Below are 15,448 nucleotides of genomic sequence, written 5' to 3'. Positions count from 1 at the left end.
GACGGGGCGTCAGGCGAGGGGCACGGCGACGGCCGGATGACGGGGCGTCAGCGCCGCACGGTCGGTACGCGAACCGTAAATGCGTCGTGGTTTGTCAGTCCCGCCTGAAAGACTCACGGAATGGACGTCGCCGAACTGACCGAGCGCACTGCGCGCGGGGAGCGCTTCAAGTACCTCTGGTTCTGGGGGCACCGTCCGCTGCGCGACGGGAGCGCCGGCAAGGGCTGTCTCAGCCAGTGGTGGCAGGCGCCGTTCACGGTGGACGGGGTGGAGTACGCCACGGCGGAGCACTGGATGATGGCCGGCAAGGCGCGGCTGTTCGGCGACGCCGAGGCGGAGCGGCGCGTGCTGGCGGCGGCCCATCCGCGCGAGGCGAAGTCGGCGGGCCGCCAGGTCCGCGGCTTCGACGAGGCGGTGTGGGAGCGGGAGCGCTTCGGACTGGTCGTCGACGGCAGCACGCACAAGTTCGAACAGCACACGGAGCTGCGGGAGTTCCTGCTGGGGACGAGCGGGCGGGTGCTGGTGGAGGCGAGCCCGCTGGACCGGATATGGGGCATCGGACTGCCCGTCGACGACCCCCGCTCCCACGATCCGGCCCGCTGGCGGGGGCTCAATCTGCTGGGCTTCGCCCTGATGGACGCGCGCACACGGCTGCTGAGCCACACGGGCGTGTGGGGTGCGCCGGCCCGCGCGGCGGCGGTGGCACGGACGGAGAACCCTCCGGCGTGAACGGCCAGGTGCCCACGGTCAGGTGTGAACGGTCAGGCGTGAGCCGCTGAGCGGCTGTCGGCCCGTCAGTCGTCGGTCCGTCAGTCGTAGGTGGCGCGCAGGGCTTCCTCGACGGCGGCGCGGGCCGTGGCGTGGTCGAGGCCGAGGCGCTGGGCGCGCTGGGCGTACGCCTGCGCGGCTTCGGCCGCCTCGCGCGACGCGGCGTCGTCCGCCGCGGCGACGAACGTGCCGCGCCTGCCCCGGGTCTCGATGACGCCGTCCGCCTCCAGCGCGCGGTACGCCTTGGCGACGGTGTTCGCCGCGAGGCCGAGCTCTTCGGCGAGCCCGCGCACGGTCGGCAGCTTGTAGCCGACGGGCAGTTCGCCCTCGCGGGCCTGCCCCGAGATCTGCGCGCGCAACTGCTCGTACGGTGCCGTGGTTCCGGCCGGATCGATGCTGATCTTCAACGCCACGGGGTCATTCTCCATGCCGGGGAGCGGAAATGGTGCGGCGGCGGGGTCGGCGGGCGCGTAGCGTGCGGCGGCATGGTGACGACCGTGCGGGGGCTGGAGCGCGACGGGGACGCGGAAGCGGTGGCCGGGGTGCGCGAGGCGGCGGTGCCCCATCTCGTGTGCACGGGCGCGGCGGTGGCGTGGACGGCGGCTGCCGCACCCGCGTCCCAGCGGCTGCGCTGGCTGCTGGCGGAGGACCGGGCCGGGCGCGTCGTGGGCTGCGCGGACGCCGGACTGCACTTCGACAGTACGGAGCCGGGGCAGGGCTTCCTGCACATCGCGGTCCGCCCCGAGGCGCGCGGGCAGGGCGTCGGCGCGGCGCTCGCCCGGGCCGGTGAGGCGTATCTGCGCGGGCTCGGCGCGGCGCGGCTGCACACGTGGGTGGCGGAGGACGGCGGTTCGCCCGGGTTCGCGGAGCGGCGCGGCTGGCTGCCCGGGCCCCGCGCCCGCTTCCTGTCCCTGGACCTGGCGACGGCGCGGCTTCCGGAGCCGGAGAGCGGTGAACTCCCGGAGGGCGTACGGCTGTGCGCCGTGGCGGACTTCGGGGACGCGCTGCGTCCGCTGTACGAGGCGGACCTGGAGTGCGCCGGGGACGAGCCGGGCGAGGTGCCGGCCGGGGCCCTCCCGTACGAGGACTGGCTGACGCTCAACTGGCGGCGCCCCGACTTCGACGCGCGGCTGTCGGCGGTCGTCGTGGCGGACGGCGAGGTGGCGGCGTACAGCGTGGCGCAGACGGACGGCCGGGACCGCTACTGGTCGGCGATGACCGGCACCCGGCGGGCCCACCGCGGCCGCGGTCTGGCGCGGCTGGCGAAGACGGCGGCGCTGCGGCGGGCCCGCGAGGCGGGCTACAAACGCGCGTTCACGGGCAACGACGCGACGAACGCCCCGATGCTCGCGGTCAACAAGGCACTCGGCTACGAACTGACCGCCACAGAACGCCGCCACACCAAAACCCTGTGAGGACCCGGGCCCGCACGGGCCCGGGCCGTGCCCCGCCGCCGAGCGTGTGCGGCGACCTGACCGCCCGGCCCCGCCCCTCCCCGCCGCAGCGGCGGCCTCCCGAGCGGCGCCGGTCGGCGGTGTAAGCGGCGCTCGGCGTACGGACCGCGCCGCGCTGTCACCGCCGACCAGTGCCGCTGGCCTGCTCGCCGTCGCGGCGGAGGGAGTGGACGGCGACCTGACAGGTCAGTCTCGGCCCTCCTGCCGAACCGGCCCGGCCCGCCCGTGCGCGCAATCCTTCCCCGCCGCAGCGGCGGTCCCGCGCGCGGATCCGGTCGGCGGTGTGAGCGCGGCTCGGGGTACAGGGCAGGGCGGCGGCACCCCGCAGGGGCCCGCCTAGCCGAGCTGGACGGAGCGTTTGGCGAGGCCGCCCCAGAAGCCGTCGATGACGGTGCGCTGGCCGGCGAGGTCGGTCTCGCCGGCGCCGAGTGTGACGAACAGCGGCGCGAAGTGCTCGGTACGCGGGTGCGCGTACCGGCCCGCGGGGGCCCGGTGCGGGAAGTCGAGCAGCGCGTCGACGTCCTGCCGGTCCAGCGCCTCCTTGCCCCACGCGTCGAACTCCCGTGACCAGCCCGGCGCTTCGCCGGGCCCCGTGCCCCACGTCATGCCGTCGAGGTTGTGCGTGAAGAAGCCGCTGCCGACGACGAGATACCCCTCGTCGCGCAGCGGGGCGAGCTTGCGCCCCAGGTCCAGCAGCCGCTCCGGGTCGAGCGTGGGCATCGACATCTGGAGCACGGGAACGGAGGCGTCCGGATACATCTCGACCAGCGGTACGTACGCGCCGTGGTCGAGGCCGCGGTCCGGCGCGTCGTGCACGGGGGTGCCGGTTCCGGAGAGCAACCCGCGGACCCGCGCGGCGAGTTCCGGGGCCCCGGGTGCCGCGTACCGCACGCGGTAGTAACGCTCCGGAAAGCCCCAGAAGTCGTAGACCAGCGGCACCGTCTCCGTCGCCGAGAGCGTGACGGGCGCCGACTCCCAGTGCGCCGACACCATCAGCACGGCCCGGGGCCGCGGCAGCTTCGCGGACCAGTCCGCGAGCTGGGAGGTCCACAGCGCGTCGTCGGCGAGCGGCGGCGCCCCGTGGCTCAGATAGAGGACGGGCATCCGGTCCGGCCGTTCCTGCCGGTCCCGGGTGTCAACGGTGCTGCTGGTCATGGGCGTTCGGCCCTTCTCTCGGTTCTCGCAGCGGCCGGTCCGGCCGCCGGCTTCCCTGTCGTCGGGTCACCGGCGACCGGGTCACCCGGCCGCGGAGCACGCTCAGTTGCGGATCAGAAGGGTGCCCGCTGCCAGGACGACGGCGAGCACGACGGCGGCCGCCCCGTACGTGAGCCGGTGCGAACGCAGGCCGGGCAGCACGCGGTCGACGGCGTACCGGCCGGGCCCTGTCAGCGCGAGCGCCGCGGCGCCGGCGGCGAGCAGCACCGCGAACTCCACGCCCTCGGGCGCGAACCAGCCGCCGCTCGCCGACACGGAGATGGCGTTGATCATGGTGCCGAGGACGGCGGCGCCGGCCAGCGGCGTCAGCAGGCCCAGTACGAGGCCGAGGCCGCCGAGGGCCTCGGTGAGTCCGGCGACGGCGGCCATCGCCTTGCCCGACGGGTAGCCCATGCCGGCGAAGGCCTTGCCGGTCCCTTCGAGGCCGTGTCCGCCGAACCAGCCGAACAGCTTCTGCGCACCGTGCGCGGCGATGGTGAGGCCGAGCACGACCCGGAGCAGCAGCAGGCCGGCGTCGTACGCGTGGACCGAGGCGGCCGGCGCGGGGCCGCCGGTCTGGTCGGCGGTGATCGGGGCGTCGAGCGTGGCGCGGGGGGATGACATGAGCGGAGCTCCCTACGTCAGGTGGACCGGGGCCGGTCGTGGGGACCGGGATCCGTGTACTTCACATGCTTCGTTCTGTGCGCCGCCGGGGACGGTGGCGGCGGTCCGCTCTCGGCGGCGGTCCACTTTCGAACGCCCTTGTTCAAATTCGAACCATGCTCGCGACGATAGCCGACGGTTTGAATTTGAACAACCGCGTACGATGGCGTCATGACTGACACCCGGTGGCTGGACGAACAGGAGATGGCGGCCTGGGAGGGATTCCTGGAGGCCACCAACCGGGTGGAACAGCGGCTGGCGCAGCAGCTCAAGGAGGAAGCGGGGCTCTCCCACCCGCAGTACGAGATCCTCACCCGGCTCTCCGCCGCACCCGAGGGCGAGATCCGGATGACCGAGCTCGCCAACCTGCTCATCACCTCCAAGAGCGGCCTCACTTACCAGGTCGGCCAGTTGGAGAAGCGCGGTCTGGTGCGGCGGCGCAGCTGCCCGGAGGACGTACGCGGCGTCCTCGCGGCCCTCACCGACGAGGGCTGGAAGGTGGTGCGGCAGGCCGCGCCCGGCCACGTCGCCACCGTGCGCGAAGCGCTCATCGACGTCCTCGACAGGGACGAACTGGCCGTCATCGCCGAGAGCCTCGGCCGCGTCGGCCGCCGGCTCCGCGAGACGGACTGACGGCCGCGCGGGGGCGGACTGCGGGGCGGGCCGACGGCTCGACGGGACGGGCTGACGGCTCGACGGGACGGACCGACGGCGCGGATCGGACCGCGTACGGGGCGCCCCGCCATGCATGCACTCCGTCACATGTGGAACCGCACAGGCGGTCCCCGGCGTTCTGTCCAGCAGCGGCGCCTTCGCCCGGGAACGGCCGGAGACACGCGACAAGACCGGACACCCGCCACGGCACCGTGGCGGCCGAGCCCCACAGACACGGCGAAGACGAAAGGGGAGCCCCGTGAACCTCCTGGATCTGCTCCTGATCCTCGCGGTCGTCCTCTTCGCGATCTCCGGATACCAGCGCGGACTCGTGGCCGGCGTCTGCTCGCTCGCCGGTTTCGTCGGCGGCGCCGTCCTCGGCGTCTGGCTGCTGCCGTTCACCCTCGAGTACGTGGAGAAGGGCACCACGGCGGCCACCGTCGTGGCGCTGCTCACCGTCCTGCTCCCGGCCGCCGCCGGGCACGCCATCACCTCCCCGCTGGGCTACCGGCTGCGGGAGGCGCTGAGGTGGGCGCCGGTGCGGTGGGCCGACGGCGTCGGAGGCGCCGTCGTGAACGGGCTCGCGGTCCTGGTCGTCGGCTGGATGGCGGCCAGCGCCCTCGCCTCGTCGCCCTCGCCCATGCTGAACCAGGCGATCCGCGGCTCCTCCGTCCTGGGCACCGTGCACGACAGGCTGCCCGACCAGGCCTCGACCTGGTTCAACAGGGCGTCGGGCGCGCTCACCACGGCCGGCTTCCCGCCGGTGTTCAACCCCTTCGAGAACGAGCCCGGCACGTCCGTGGCCAAGCCCTCCGGCGACTCGGTCACCCCCGCGGCGACCCGCGCGGCACAGCGCAGCACCGTCAAGGTCGAGGGCGTCGCCGACGTCGACGGGCGGCGGCAGGGCCAGGAAGGCAGCGGGTTCGTCTACGCCGACGACCACGTCATGACGAACGCGCACGTCGTCGCCGGCGTCGACGACCCGACCGTACGGGTGGGCGGCACGGGCCGTGCCGTGGAGGCCGAGGTCGTCCTCTTCGACCCCAAGACCGATGTGGCCGTCCTCGACGTACCGGGGCTGGACGCGCCGTCCCTCGACTTCGCGGGCGACGCCAAGCGCGGCGACCCCGGCGTCGTCGCCGGCTACCCGGAGAACGGCGGGCTCGACCTGCGCGCCGCGACCGTCGCCGGGCGGGTACAGGCCCAGGGCCAGGACATCTACGGCACCAGCCTCAGCACCCGCGACATCTACTCGCTGCGTGCGAACGTGCGCCCCGGCAACTCCGGCGGCCCGCTGCTCACCACGAACGGCGATGTCTCCGGCGTCATCTTCGCCCGCTCGACCAGCGAGAACGCGACGGGCTACGCGCTCACGGCCGACCAGGTCCGCGAACAGGCGGCCCGCGCGGCGAACGCCAGCCAGCCGGTCGACACCGGCAACCGCTCAGCGCTTTAGCGTCCCGGCGGGAAGCCGTGCGCCACCTCGGGTGTCTCCGTGAGAGGGATGGCGGCTGCGGTCTGCGTGGGGTTTGCGCAGTTCCCCGCGCCCCTTTCGGGGCGGTCTTGACGGTGGTCTGGGGCGTGTTTAGCGTCGTGCCGCTTGGCTGACTCGCCGTCAGTCGCAGGTCAGACCCCCTCCGAAAGGACGTCGGCGCCTTCATGGCCTCCTCCCCCGCCCAGCCCCCGCTCCGTATCGGCATCATCGGCGCCGGGGTGATGGGCACCTCGCATGCCGGGTTCCTCGCCGCGGAGGAGGGCGCCGTCCTCGCGGGCGTCTCCGACCCGTACACCGACAGGCTGGCCCGGGAGAGCGGCGTCCCGTACTTCACCGACCACCGTGAACTCCTCGCGCAGCCGGGCCTCGACGCGGTCGTCGTCGCCAGCCCGAACGCCGCGCACGTCAGCACGGCCGTCGACTGCGTACGCGCCGGTGTGCCCGTGCTGCTGGAGAAGCCGGTCGCCACCTCGCCCGCCGAGGCGGGAACGCTGCTCGCCGCGCAGGCCGAGCAGGCGACGCCGGTCCTGGTCGGCCACCACAGGCGGCACCATCCGGCCGTACGGGCCGCGCGGTCGCTGCTGCGCGAGGGCGGGCTCGGGAAGCTGCTCGCGGTCAACGGCGTGTGGCTGACGCGGAAGCCGGACGCGTACTTCGAGCAGGCGTGGCGCCGGGAGAAGGGCGCGGGCGTCATCCTCATCAACCTCGTGCACGACCTGGATCTGATGCGGCACCTGTGCGGCGAGATCACCGCGGTGCAGGCCCGTACGAGCAACGCGGCGCGCGGCCACGAGGTGGAGGACACCGCCTGCGTGACGCTCACCTTCGAGAGCGGTGCTCTCGGCTCGTTCGTGATCTCCGACAGCGTCGTCGCGCCGTGGGGCTGGGACCAGGCGACGGAGGACGATCCGGGCTTCCCGTACCGGCCGGGCAACTCCTGCTACACGTTCTCCGGTACGTCCGGCTCGCTGTCCTTCCCGGACCTGGCGCACCACTACCACCAGGGCACCTCCGACTGGAACCACCCGCTCAGCACCCGCTTCCTGCCGCGGGAGACCGGCGACTCCTACTCGGGCCAGCTGCGGCACTTCCTCGACGTGGCGCGCGGCGAGGCCGAGCCGCTGGTGTCCGTGGCGGACGCGGCCCGGACGCTGGCGGTCGCCGAGGCCGTACGGACGGCCGGCGAGTCCGGCGCGGCCGAACCCGTACGGCACGGCGCCGAGTCGGGCTCGTGACCGGGCACCGGACCGTGCCGCGGAGCGCCCGCCGTGCCGAAGTGCCGTGCGCGCAGGGCTGATTCGGATACCGGAGTGATCTGAGTAGCTCTACTCAGATCACTCCGGGGGCCATCGCTCATGTCGCGCCGCCGCCGTTCTCCGATCATGAAAGGGAACAGGCAGGCGAACAGGGAGCGAGCATGCGACATCGGGGCTGGGCCGGGAAGGCACTGTCGGCCATATCGGACAACTGGATCTCCCGGTCCTACTTGAGCGTGTGCGCGGTGCTGGTCATCTGGGCGGCCGTGGACGCCGCGTTCGTCCCGCACGCCGACGCGTCCCTGGCCGGCGTCTGGCCGGCCTTCGCCACAGCGCCCACGAGTCTCCTGCTGCTGTCGCTGCCGGGGATGGACGGGCCGCTGCTGCTCATCGGCATCTCCGCCGCGGCCTTCGTCAACGCCTCGGTGCTCGGCCTGCTGGTGCGCTCGGTACGCCGGAACCGGACGTCCTGCCCCTGACCCGCGCGCCGCGGTCACTCCCCAACGGGGCCTCCGTCTGCGGGACTTCCGCGGGCTCGGCTGCCCGCCCCGCTGTCTGTCCGGCCGCCTGTCCGGCCGCCTGTCCTGCCGCCTTCCCCGCCGTCTCCCGGCCGCGGAACGTGCGCCGGTAGGCGGCCGGGGTGGTGCCCAGTGCCCGCCGGAAGTGCTGGCGCAGGCCGTCCCCTGTGCCGAGGCCGCTGCGTTCGGCGACGGAGTCCACCGGCAGATCGGTGCACTCCAGCAGCTCCCGGGCCCGGGCCAGCCGCCGCTGGTTGAGCCACTTCAGCGGGGTCGTCCCGACCTCGCGGGTGAAGTACCGCCCGAAGGTACGGGTGCTCATCCCCGCGCGGGCCGCCAACTCCCCCGTGGTCAGCGGCTCGTGGAGCCGTTCGACCGCCCAGTCCAGTACGGGCCCGAGCCCGTCGGCCCGCGCCGGTACGGTGCCCGGAGCCGGTACGTACTGCGCCTGGTCGCCCTCCCGGTGCGGGGCCACCACGAGCCGCCGGGCCACCTCGGACGCGTACACCGCGCCGAAGTCGCCGCGCACGATGTGCAGGCACAGATCGAGGGCCGCGGCCGTACCCGCGCTGGTGAGGACGGCGCCGTCGTCGACGTACAGCGACTGTTCGTCGACCCGCACCCGCGGGTGGCGGCGGCGCAGTTCGGCCGCGAACATCCAGTGCGTCGCCGCCGTCCGCCCCTCCAGCAGGCCCGCCTCGGCGAGGACGAAGGCCCCGGTGCACAGCGCGGCGACGCGGGCGCCGCGGGCGTGCGCCGCGCGCAGCGCGTCGAGCAGCGCGGGCGGGGTCGCGCCGCCGTCCATCACGCAGGCGGGCACCACCACGAGGTCGGCGTCGTCCATCGCGTCGAGGCCGCGTTCGGTCTCCAGCCGGAGCCCGCCGCGCGCGTGCTGCACACCGGGCACGGCGGTGCCGCAGAGCGTCAGCTCGTAGTACGGATCCTCGAACACGGCGCAGGGCACGGCGAGTTCGAGGAGGGAGGTGTGCTCCAGGACGGGGACGACGACCCGTACGGGCCGCTGCTCCCCGCCCGGCACGTCGTACGTGTCGGACTCCCGGTCTTCCACTTGCGCGGTGCGCTCCGCTCTCGAGGCCATGGCGTAAATCTACGGGACCCTGTCATTTACGCCAATGGTCGAGCCGGGGCGCGGTGCGGAGGCTGAGCACATGAAACGCTCCGTGACGTTCTCCGCCCCCTCGACCCCGCTGCGGCTGACCCTCGCCGGCATGGGCGCGATCGGTGTCTCCTTCGGCTTCGCGCGCTACGGCTACGGCCTCTTCCTGCCGGAATTCCGCGCGGAGTTCGGGCTGTCCGTCGCACTCACCGGCCTCATCGGCAGCCTGAGCTACACCGGCTATCTGATGGCGCTGCTGGCGGCGGGCGGACTGGTCGCCCGCTTCGGGCGGGCTGCGGCTCGTGCACACCGGTCTGTTCGCGGGGATGGCCGCCGCGGTCGCCCTCCTGGCCGCGGCCCCGGGAGCGCTGCCCGCCGTGCTGGGCCTCCGCCGTGCTGTACGGGCCCTGCTTCATGGCCGGTTCGGGCCTGCTGGCCGTGTGGAGCCACCACGTGTACCCGGATCAGCCCTCGACGGGCTTCAGCGCGACGGTCCTCTTCCTCGGCCTCGGCACCCTCGCGGGCCCGGCCGCCGCGGGAGCGCTCGCCGACACGTACAGCCTCCGAACCGCCTTGCTGACCACAGCCGTTCTGGGAACAACCTCCCTCATGACCCGTCCACCCCGCCGCACACCGGCCACCGGCCCACCTGTCGCCGGCGCCCCCACCGAAGCGCCCACCGAGGGACCCGCGCTTAACCGCCTGTGAGGCGGTCCTTAAGCGCGTCATAAAGATCGTCGGGAGGGCTCTTCGGGGCCTGGAAACGGGGCTGACGCGGTCTAACGTGCTGGACGCCAGGCGGGATTCGGCAGCCGGCGCCGCCACCGGGGGACGGCGCCGACGGCGGATTCCGACCCCCCACACCAGCAGTCCACCGTAAGGAGACCGCACCATGACCGCTCGCCAGAAGGCCGCAGGCATCGCAGCCCTCGGGATCGCGCCGATAGCCCTCGGTGTGCTGAGCGCGAGCCCGGCCGCGGCCCACGGCTCGATGGAGGACCCCGTCAGCCGGGTGTCCACCTGTTTCGCCGAGGGTCCGGAGAGCCCCCAGTCGGCCGCGTGCAAGGCCGCGGTCAAGGCCAGCGGCCCGCAGGCGTTCTACGACTGGAACGAGGTCAACATCGCGGACGCCGCCGGGAAGCACAAGGAGATCATTCCCGACGGGAAGCTGTGCAGCGCGGGCCGCGACAAGTACAAGGGCCTGGACCTGCCGCGCGCGGACTGGCCGGCGTCGAAGATGACCGCGGGCAAGCACACGTTCTCGTACAAGGCGACGGCGCCGCACAAGGGCACCTTCACGCAGTACATCACCAAGGACGGCTACGACCCGGCCAAGCCGCTCAAGTGGTCGGACCTGGAGTCGAAGCCGATCTCCACGGTCAAGGATCCGCAGGTGAAGAACGGCAGTTACTCACTCGCGGCCGACCTGCCGAAGAAGTCGGGCCGGCACCTGATCTACAGCGTCTGGCAGCGCTCGGACAGCCCGGAGGCGTTCTACAGCTGCTCCGACGTCACCTTCGGCGGCAGCGGCAGCGCCACGAAGGCCGCGGCGGCCGGCTCCTCCGGTGACAGCACGAGTGCGGCCGCCGAGAGCAACGCGGCCGGGAGCGCGGCCCCGCAGGCGCCGAGCGACGAGCAGATCGCGTCGGACGCCGCGAAGTCGACCGTGGACCACAGCGGTCACGGCGCGGACCACGCGGGCCACAACGGTACGGAGACGCAGGCCGCCGGGGAGGGCACGCAGCCCAACGGCGGCGCGGCGAAGCTGGCGCACACCGGCGGCGGCGAGGACGACGGTACGACCACCGTCGCGATCGGCGGTGCGGCGGCCCTCGCGGTCGGTGCGGCCTTCCTGTTCGGCACCGTCCGGCGCCGCGCCGTGAACGGCCGGCACCGCGGCTGACCCGCGACCCCACAACCCGGCGCCGCCGCCCCCGCTCCTTCACCTCCGGGGTCGGCGGCGCCGTCCGCAGTACCGGCCGGATGCCCGCGTCCGGCCCGCTGTCACGTAACGGCCGTCACGAATTGCACGTGGTCGGCTTCGCGTTGGCGGGGTCGAGGGCGTTGGCCGTCTCGTGGAAGGCGACGCGGTCGGCGAGGCCCACCGCCAGGTGCTCGGAGATGTCCGCCGGGCAGAGGTCCTGCAGGGTCACGTTCTTCACGTCGGGCCCGTTCAGGAACTGCGACCGGTACGGGGTGACGACCTGGTCGTACTTCGTGGCGAGCACCGTGTACTTGACGCCCGGCACCGTGTCGCCGCCCGCGTTGAGCCGCTTCAGGAAGTCCGAGTCCTGCGTCTGCTGCATGGCCGCGGGCGAGAACCCCCGTACGGCGTCGCCGATCTGCGGGTACTTGCGGGCGAGTTCGGCGAGCCCGCCGAGGGTGGTGCCGTGGTTGCTGGGTGCGATGCCGACGAGCGCGTTCACGTGGGCGGCGCCGCCCAGGTACTTGAGGTAGTACCGCGGCATCATCCCGCCCTGGGAGTGCCCGACGAGGTCCGCCTTCCGGGTTCCGGTGGCGGCCAGCACCTTGTCGACAAAGGCGTCCAGCTGACCGGCCGACTTCTCCACGGGGCCGAGGCCGTGGACGAGGGGGATGCCCTTCCACTGCCCGTAGTCCAGGGAGAAGACGCAGTATCCGCGCTGCACCAGGTACGGGGCGAGGCCGAGCCAGTTGTCGACGCTGTTGCCGCCGGTGCCGTGTACGAGGACGACGGGGCGCGGGTGCGCGGCGGACGACTTGCAGGAGTAGTCGTTCCAACCGCCGCCGCCCGCAGGGGACTTGACGGGCGGGCCGGCCGTACGGGACGCCTCCGGCGTGGGCTCCGCACCCGAGACGGCCGGTGCGGCTCCCGCCGTGAGCGCCACCGCCGCGCCCACGGCGAGCGCCGCGCGAAGTACCGGGGCTCTACGACGGGTGCGGGCTCTGCGTTCCGTGCGTGCTGTGCTGTCCGTACGTGCTGACGGGTCCATGGTGCGGACCTCCTCGCGGCTCTGAGAGGACGGATCGCGCTTGTTGAATGGCTGTCAACATACGGACGGGTAACGGGGGTTACCAGCGGTGTGCACGTGAAGGTGTTGTGTCCCGGGCACGGAGGAGGCGCGGGATCACTGCACGGGTGTTCCCCGCCGTACGCGCCCGCGCCTACAGTCGTGCGCCGCTCCCCGACCTGCGGAAGCCCCCGGGAGGGCCCATGAGTTCCGCACCGCGCACCCCGTCCTCCGCGTCAACGGCACCCGGCACCCGTGGGCGTTGGCGCCCCTGGCACACGCTGTGGCTGCTGCTCCTCCTCGGCTGGACGGTCAGCGCAGCCGACCGCGCCGTGACCGGGCCCGTCGTCACCTGGATGATCGACAACGGGGTGGGCTTCCTCGCCGACGAGCCCAACCCGCACGCGCTCGGCGGCCTCGTCGGCGGGCTGTTCTTCGCGGGCTACATGCTCACGCAGTTCCCCGGCGGCTATCTCGGCGACCGGTACGGGCACCGCACGCTGATCGTCGTGAGCCTGCTGTGGGCGGGCGTGGCCACCCTCGCCACCGGATTCGTGGGCGGGCTCGTCGCGTTCATCGTCGCCCGCGTGGTCACGGGGCTCGGCGAGGGCGCGTACTACTCCAACGACCGCACCGTCATCGCCGCCGAGACCCCGGAACGGGACCGCAGCCTCGGCCTCGGGGTCGTCATCACCGGGCTCGCCCTCGGCATCACCATCGCCATCGTCTTCACCCCGCACTTCATCGGTCTCGGCAAGCTGCTCATGCCGGACGACGTGGAGGCGTGGCGGATGGCGTTCTGGGTGCTGGGGCTGGCCACCCTCGCCGTGGGGCTGCTGCTGGCCTGGTACTTCCGCGCGCACCTCACCCTTCCCCGGCTCGGGAAGGCGACCGGGCATCTGGCGCTGTACTCCGGGATCTCGCTCGCCCTGATCATGGCCGTGCATCTGCTGGGCGACGAGGCCGGGCTGCCGGGGCTGTGGATCGCGGTACTGGAGTGCGTACTCGCCGTCGGGCTCGTGCTGTTCGCGCTGCTGCGCAAGGGCGAGGAGCTGGGCCCGGTCCTGCGGAACCGCTCACTCGTCTGTATCTACCTCGCCTATATCGCCATTCTCTGGAACCTGTGGTTCTTCTCCTTCTGGTCGGTGTCCATCGTCTCGGGAGCGGCGCACTCCTCCTTCATGGCCGCTGCACTGACCGCCGGCTTCAACGCGGGCGCGGGCATTCTCGGCTTCCCCGCGGGCGGTTGGCTCTCCGATTACGCGGTACGCCGCGGCTGGAGCCGCAAGCCGATGCTGCTGTGGTTCACGGCGGCGCAGGCGGTACTGACGGTGGCGTTCGCCTGGTACCTGAGCGCGGCGGGAAAGCCCTCGCTGTGGATCATGGGGCTGCTGCTCTTCTCCGCGAGTCTGTTCTTCAATGCGCTGCAGCCCATCGGGCACGCGCTCCTCGCCGATATCGCCCGGCCCGACCTGCGGGGTTCGGCGTTCGGCATGCAGAACCTGATCGGCGAGATGGGCGCCGTCCTCTCCCCCGCCGTCAGCGGCGCGCTCCGGGACAGCACCGGGAACTGGGAGGCGGCCGTATGGCTGGACGCGGCAGTGGTGGTCGCCGGACTGTGCGTACTGCTGCCGGTACGGGCGGCACGGAACGCGCAGCCGGCCGGCTGACTGCCGGACCCGGAGCGCGTACTGAGGCGGTCGCACTCCGGCGCGTACTCCGGCGCTCCGACTCCCTTATGGCGTGGGGTATTTCACACATCAGGTCACCGGGAATTCACTGAACTTCAAACCCCGGTAAAAGAGAGTTCATATCCAGTAAAGCATTCATCAACCAAGCAAACTCCCCGAGTTAGTCGGCGACTTCCGGGCAGCAGCGGCCGGTAGCCAATGAGAGGGAGTTACTTGTGACAGCCGCACAGGCCGAACCAGCGGACGGCAAGCCGCTGCGGGTCGAGGAGATAACGGTCACCGAGCCGGGCGTCATCAAACGCGCCATCGGTGCGGCGGCCATCGGTAACGTGACCGAATGGTTTGATTTCGGGGTCTTCGCGAACCTCACCCCCGTCATCACCGAGGTGTTCTTCACCGGCGCCAGCAAGACGGTCGGGCTCATCGGCACGCTGGGCCTGTTCGCCGTCGCCTTCCTCGTCCGCCCCTTCGGCGGCATGTTCTTCGGCCCGCTCGGCGACCGCATCGGCCGCACGCGGGTGCTGTCGATCACCGTGATCCTGATGGCCGTCGGTACGTTCGTCATCGCGTTCATCCCCGGCTATGCGACCTGGGGTGCGGCCGCGCCCCTGCTGATGCTGCTGGCACGCTTGGTGCAGGGCTTCTCCACCGGCGGTGAGTACGGCGGCGCGATGACGTTCATCTCGGAGTACGCGCCGGACAAGAAGCGCGGATTCCTCGGCAGCTGGCTGGAGTTCGGCACGCTGACCGGCTACCTGTTCGGCGGGCTCGTCTCGCTGATCATCCAGCTGCCGGGCGTCATGTCCCACGAGGCCCTGATCTCCTGGGGCTGGCGCATCCCGTTCCTGATCTCCGGGCCGATCGGCATCATCGGGCTGTACCTGCGGCTCAAGCTGGAGGACACCCCCGCGTACCAGGCGCTGGCCGCCGAGTCGGAGGGCCGTGAGGGCAACCAGACCTTCAAGGAGATCAAGAAGATCTTCGTCAGGTACTGGCGGCCGATGCTCGTGTGCATGGGCCTGGTGCTGGTCTTCAACGTGACCAACTACATGCTCACCACGTACATGCTGGAGTACATCGCCTCCAACGCCCCCGCGGTGAACGCCACTTGGGCGCAGATCCTGGAGATCGGCGTGCTGGCGATCGGCATGCTCCTCATCACCTTCACCGGGCGGCTCTCGGACCGGATCGGCCGTAAGCCGGTGATCTTCACGGGCTGCGCGATGCTGATCGTGCTCGGTGTGCCCTCCGTCCTGCTGATCCAGCAGAACACCATCACCTCGGTCTTCCTCGGCCTGGCGCTGATGGCGCTGATGCTGCTGTGCTTCAACAGCACGATGCCCTCCGTACTGCCGGCGCTGTTCCCGACCGAGATCCGGTACGGCGGTCTGTCGATCGCGTTCAACATCTCGGTCTCGCTGTTCGGCGGTACGACGGCGGTCATCAACGCCTCGCTCGTGGAGGCGACCGGCGACATCAACGTGCCCGGCTACTACCTGATGGCGGCCGGTGTGATCGGTGCCGTGGCGTGTTACTTCGCCAAGGAGTCCGCGGGACGGCCGCTGCCCGGCTCGCCGCCCGCGGCCGCGACCAAGGAAGAGGCACGGGAGATGGTCGGCGTCGCGGCCTGACGCCCGCCCCCGTACGA

At 72.2% G+C, this 15,448-nt stretch carries 14 protein-coding genes and 1 pseudogene; 10 read left to right on the top strand and 5 right to left on the bottom strand.

Annotation, left to right across the window (positions count from 1 at the left end):
- Positions 1-120 precede the first annotated feature (120 nt).
- Positions 121-729 carry a riboflavin biosynthesis intermediates N-glycosidase gene (gene ybiA / locus AC3AGO_RS27280; RefSeq protein WP_487822881.1) on the top strand — a complete coding sequence of 203 codons (609 nt, stop codon included), beginning with the start codon at positions 121-123 and terminating at the stop codon, positions 727-729.
- A gap of 80 nt (positions 730-809) precedes the next feature.
- On the opposite strand, the gene AC3AGO_RS27275 is transcribed toward ybiA, so the two are convergent.
- The gene (locus AC3AGO_RS27275; RefSeq protein WP_487822880.1) at positions 810-1,196 is read right to left on the bottom strand and encodes a GntR family transcriptional regulator; all 387 of its coding nucleotides are present in this window, start codon (positions 1,194-1,196) and stop codon (positions 810-812) included.
- A 57-nt stretch (positions 1,197-1,253) separates the two neighbouring features.
- Between AC3AGO_RS27275 and AC3AGO_RS27270 the strand changes: the two genes are divergently transcribed.
- On the top strand, positions 1,254-2,183 hold the full coding sequence (locus AC3AGO_RS27270; RefSeq protein WP_487822879.1) for a GNAT family N-acetyltransferase: 930 nt from the start codon (positions 1,254-1,256) through the stop codon (positions 2,181-2,183).
- Between the two features lie 375 nt (positions 2,184-2,558).
- Here the strand turns inward: AC3AGO_RS27270 and AC3AGO_RS27265 are convergent, their stop codons facing one another.
- Both AC3AGO_RS27265 and AC3AGO_RS27260 read right to left on the bottom strand, forming a co-directional pair.
- On the bottom strand, positions 2,559-3,377 hold the full coding sequence (locus AC3AGO_RS27265; RefSeq protein WP_487822878.1) for a dioxygenase family protein: 819 nt from the start codon (positions 3,375-3,377) through the stop codon (positions 2,559-2,561).
- A 102-nt stretch (positions 3,378-3,479) separates the two neighbouring features.
- Positions 3,480-4,040 (bottom strand): DoxX family protein, encoded by a 561-nt coding sequence (locus AC3AGO_RS27260; protein WP_487822877.1) that lies wholly within the window; start codon positions 4,038-4,040, stop codon positions 3,480-3,482.
- 210 nt (positions 4,041-4,250) lie between these two features.
- On the opposite strand from AC3AGO_RS27260, the gene AC3AGO_RS27255 reads away from it, so the two are divergent.
- The 4 genes from AC3AGO_RS27255 to AC3AGO_RS27240 all read left to right on the top strand — a co-directional run bounded on the left by AC3AGO_RS27255 (position 4,251) and on the right by AC3AGO_RS27240 (position 7,963).
- Entirely contained in the window at positions 4,251-4,712 is a 462-nt protein-coding gene (locus tag AC3AGO_RS27255) for a MarR family winged helix-turn-helix transcriptional regulator (RefSeq protein ID WP_487822876.1), read from the top strand.
- A gap of 280 nt (positions 4,713-4,992) precedes the next feature.
- Positions 4,993-6,189: a MarP family serine protease gene (locus AC3AGO_RS27250; RefSeq protein ID WP_487822875.1), complete on the top strand. Its 1,197-nt coding sequence runs from the start codon at positions 4,993-4,995 to the stop codon at positions 6,187-6,189.
- Between the two features lie 203 nt (positions 6,190-6,392).
- On the top strand, positions 6,393-7,463 hold the full coding sequence (locus AC3AGO_RS27245) for a Gfo/Idh/MocA family protein (protein WP_487822874.1): 1,071 nt from the start codon (positions 6,393-6,395) through the stop codon (positions 7,461-7,463).
- 182 nt (positions 7,464-7,645) lie between these two features.
- Positions 7,646-7,963, top strand: a complete 318-nt coding sequence (locus tag AC3AGO_RS27240) for an SCO4225 family membrane protein (RefSeq protein ID WP_487822873.1) — start codon at positions 7,646-7,648, stop codon at positions 7,961-7,963.
- Between the two features lie 115 nt (positions 7,964-8,078).
- On the opposite strand, the pseudogene AC3AGO_RS27235 reads toward AC3AGO_RS27240, so the two are convergent.
- Positions 8,079-9,101, bottom strand: a pseudogene (locus tag AC3AGO_RS27235) (GlxA family transcriptional regulator); the annotation flags it as partial.
- A gap of 432 nt (positions 9,102-9,533) precedes the next feature.
- Here AC3AGO_RS27235 and AC3AGO_RS27230 point away from each other — a divergent pair.
- Together AC3AGO_RS27230 and AC3AGO_RS27225 are read left to right on the top strand one after the other, a co-directional pair.
- Positions 9,534-9,827, top strand: coding sequence for a hypothetical protein (locus tag AC3AGO_RS27230; RefSeq protein WP_487822872.1), 294 nt, complete (start codon positions 9,534-9,536; stop codon positions 9,825-9,827).
- 184 nt (positions 9,828-10,011) lie between these two features.
- Positions 10,012-11,022, top strand: a complete 1,011-nt coding sequence (locus AC3AGO_RS27225) for a lytic polysaccharide monooxygenase auxiliary activity family 9 protein (RefSeq protein ID WP_487822871.1) — start codon at positions 10,012-10,014, stop codon at positions 11,020-11,022.
- Positions 11,023-11,137: 115 nt separating this feature from the next.
- Here AC3AGO_RS27225 and AC3AGO_RS27220 read toward each other — a convergent pair whose 3' ends face one another.
- Positions 11,138-12,091, bottom strand: coding sequence for an esterase/lipase family protein (locus tag AC3AGO_RS27220; protein ID WP_487822870.1), 954 nt, complete (start codon positions 12,089-12,091; stop codon positions 11,138-11,140).
- 221 nt (positions 12,092-12,312) lie between these two features.
- Between AC3AGO_RS27220 and AC3AGO_RS27215 the strand changes: the two genes are divergently transcribed.
- Together AC3AGO_RS27215 and AC3AGO_RS27210 are read left to right on the top strand one after the other, a co-directional pair.
- Positions 12,313-13,779, top strand: coding sequence for an MFS transporter (locus tag AC3AGO_RS27215; RefSeq protein ID WP_487822869.1), 1,467 nt, complete (start codon positions 12,313-12,315; stop codon positions 13,777-13,779).
- 236 nt (positions 13,780-14,015) lie between these two features.
- Positions 14,016-15,431 carry an MFS transporter gene (locus tag AC3AGO_RS27210; RefSeq protein WP_487822868.1) on the top strand — a complete coding sequence of 472 codons (1,416 nt, stop codon included), beginning with the start codon at positions 14,016-14,018 and terminating at the stop codon, positions 15,429-15,431.
- The last annotated feature ends 17 nt before the right edge of the window (positions 15,432-15,448 follow it).

The organism is Streptomyces sp. BL1, assembly GCF_057628045.1.
This window is presented reverse-complemented; position numbering and strand designations above follow the sequence as displayed.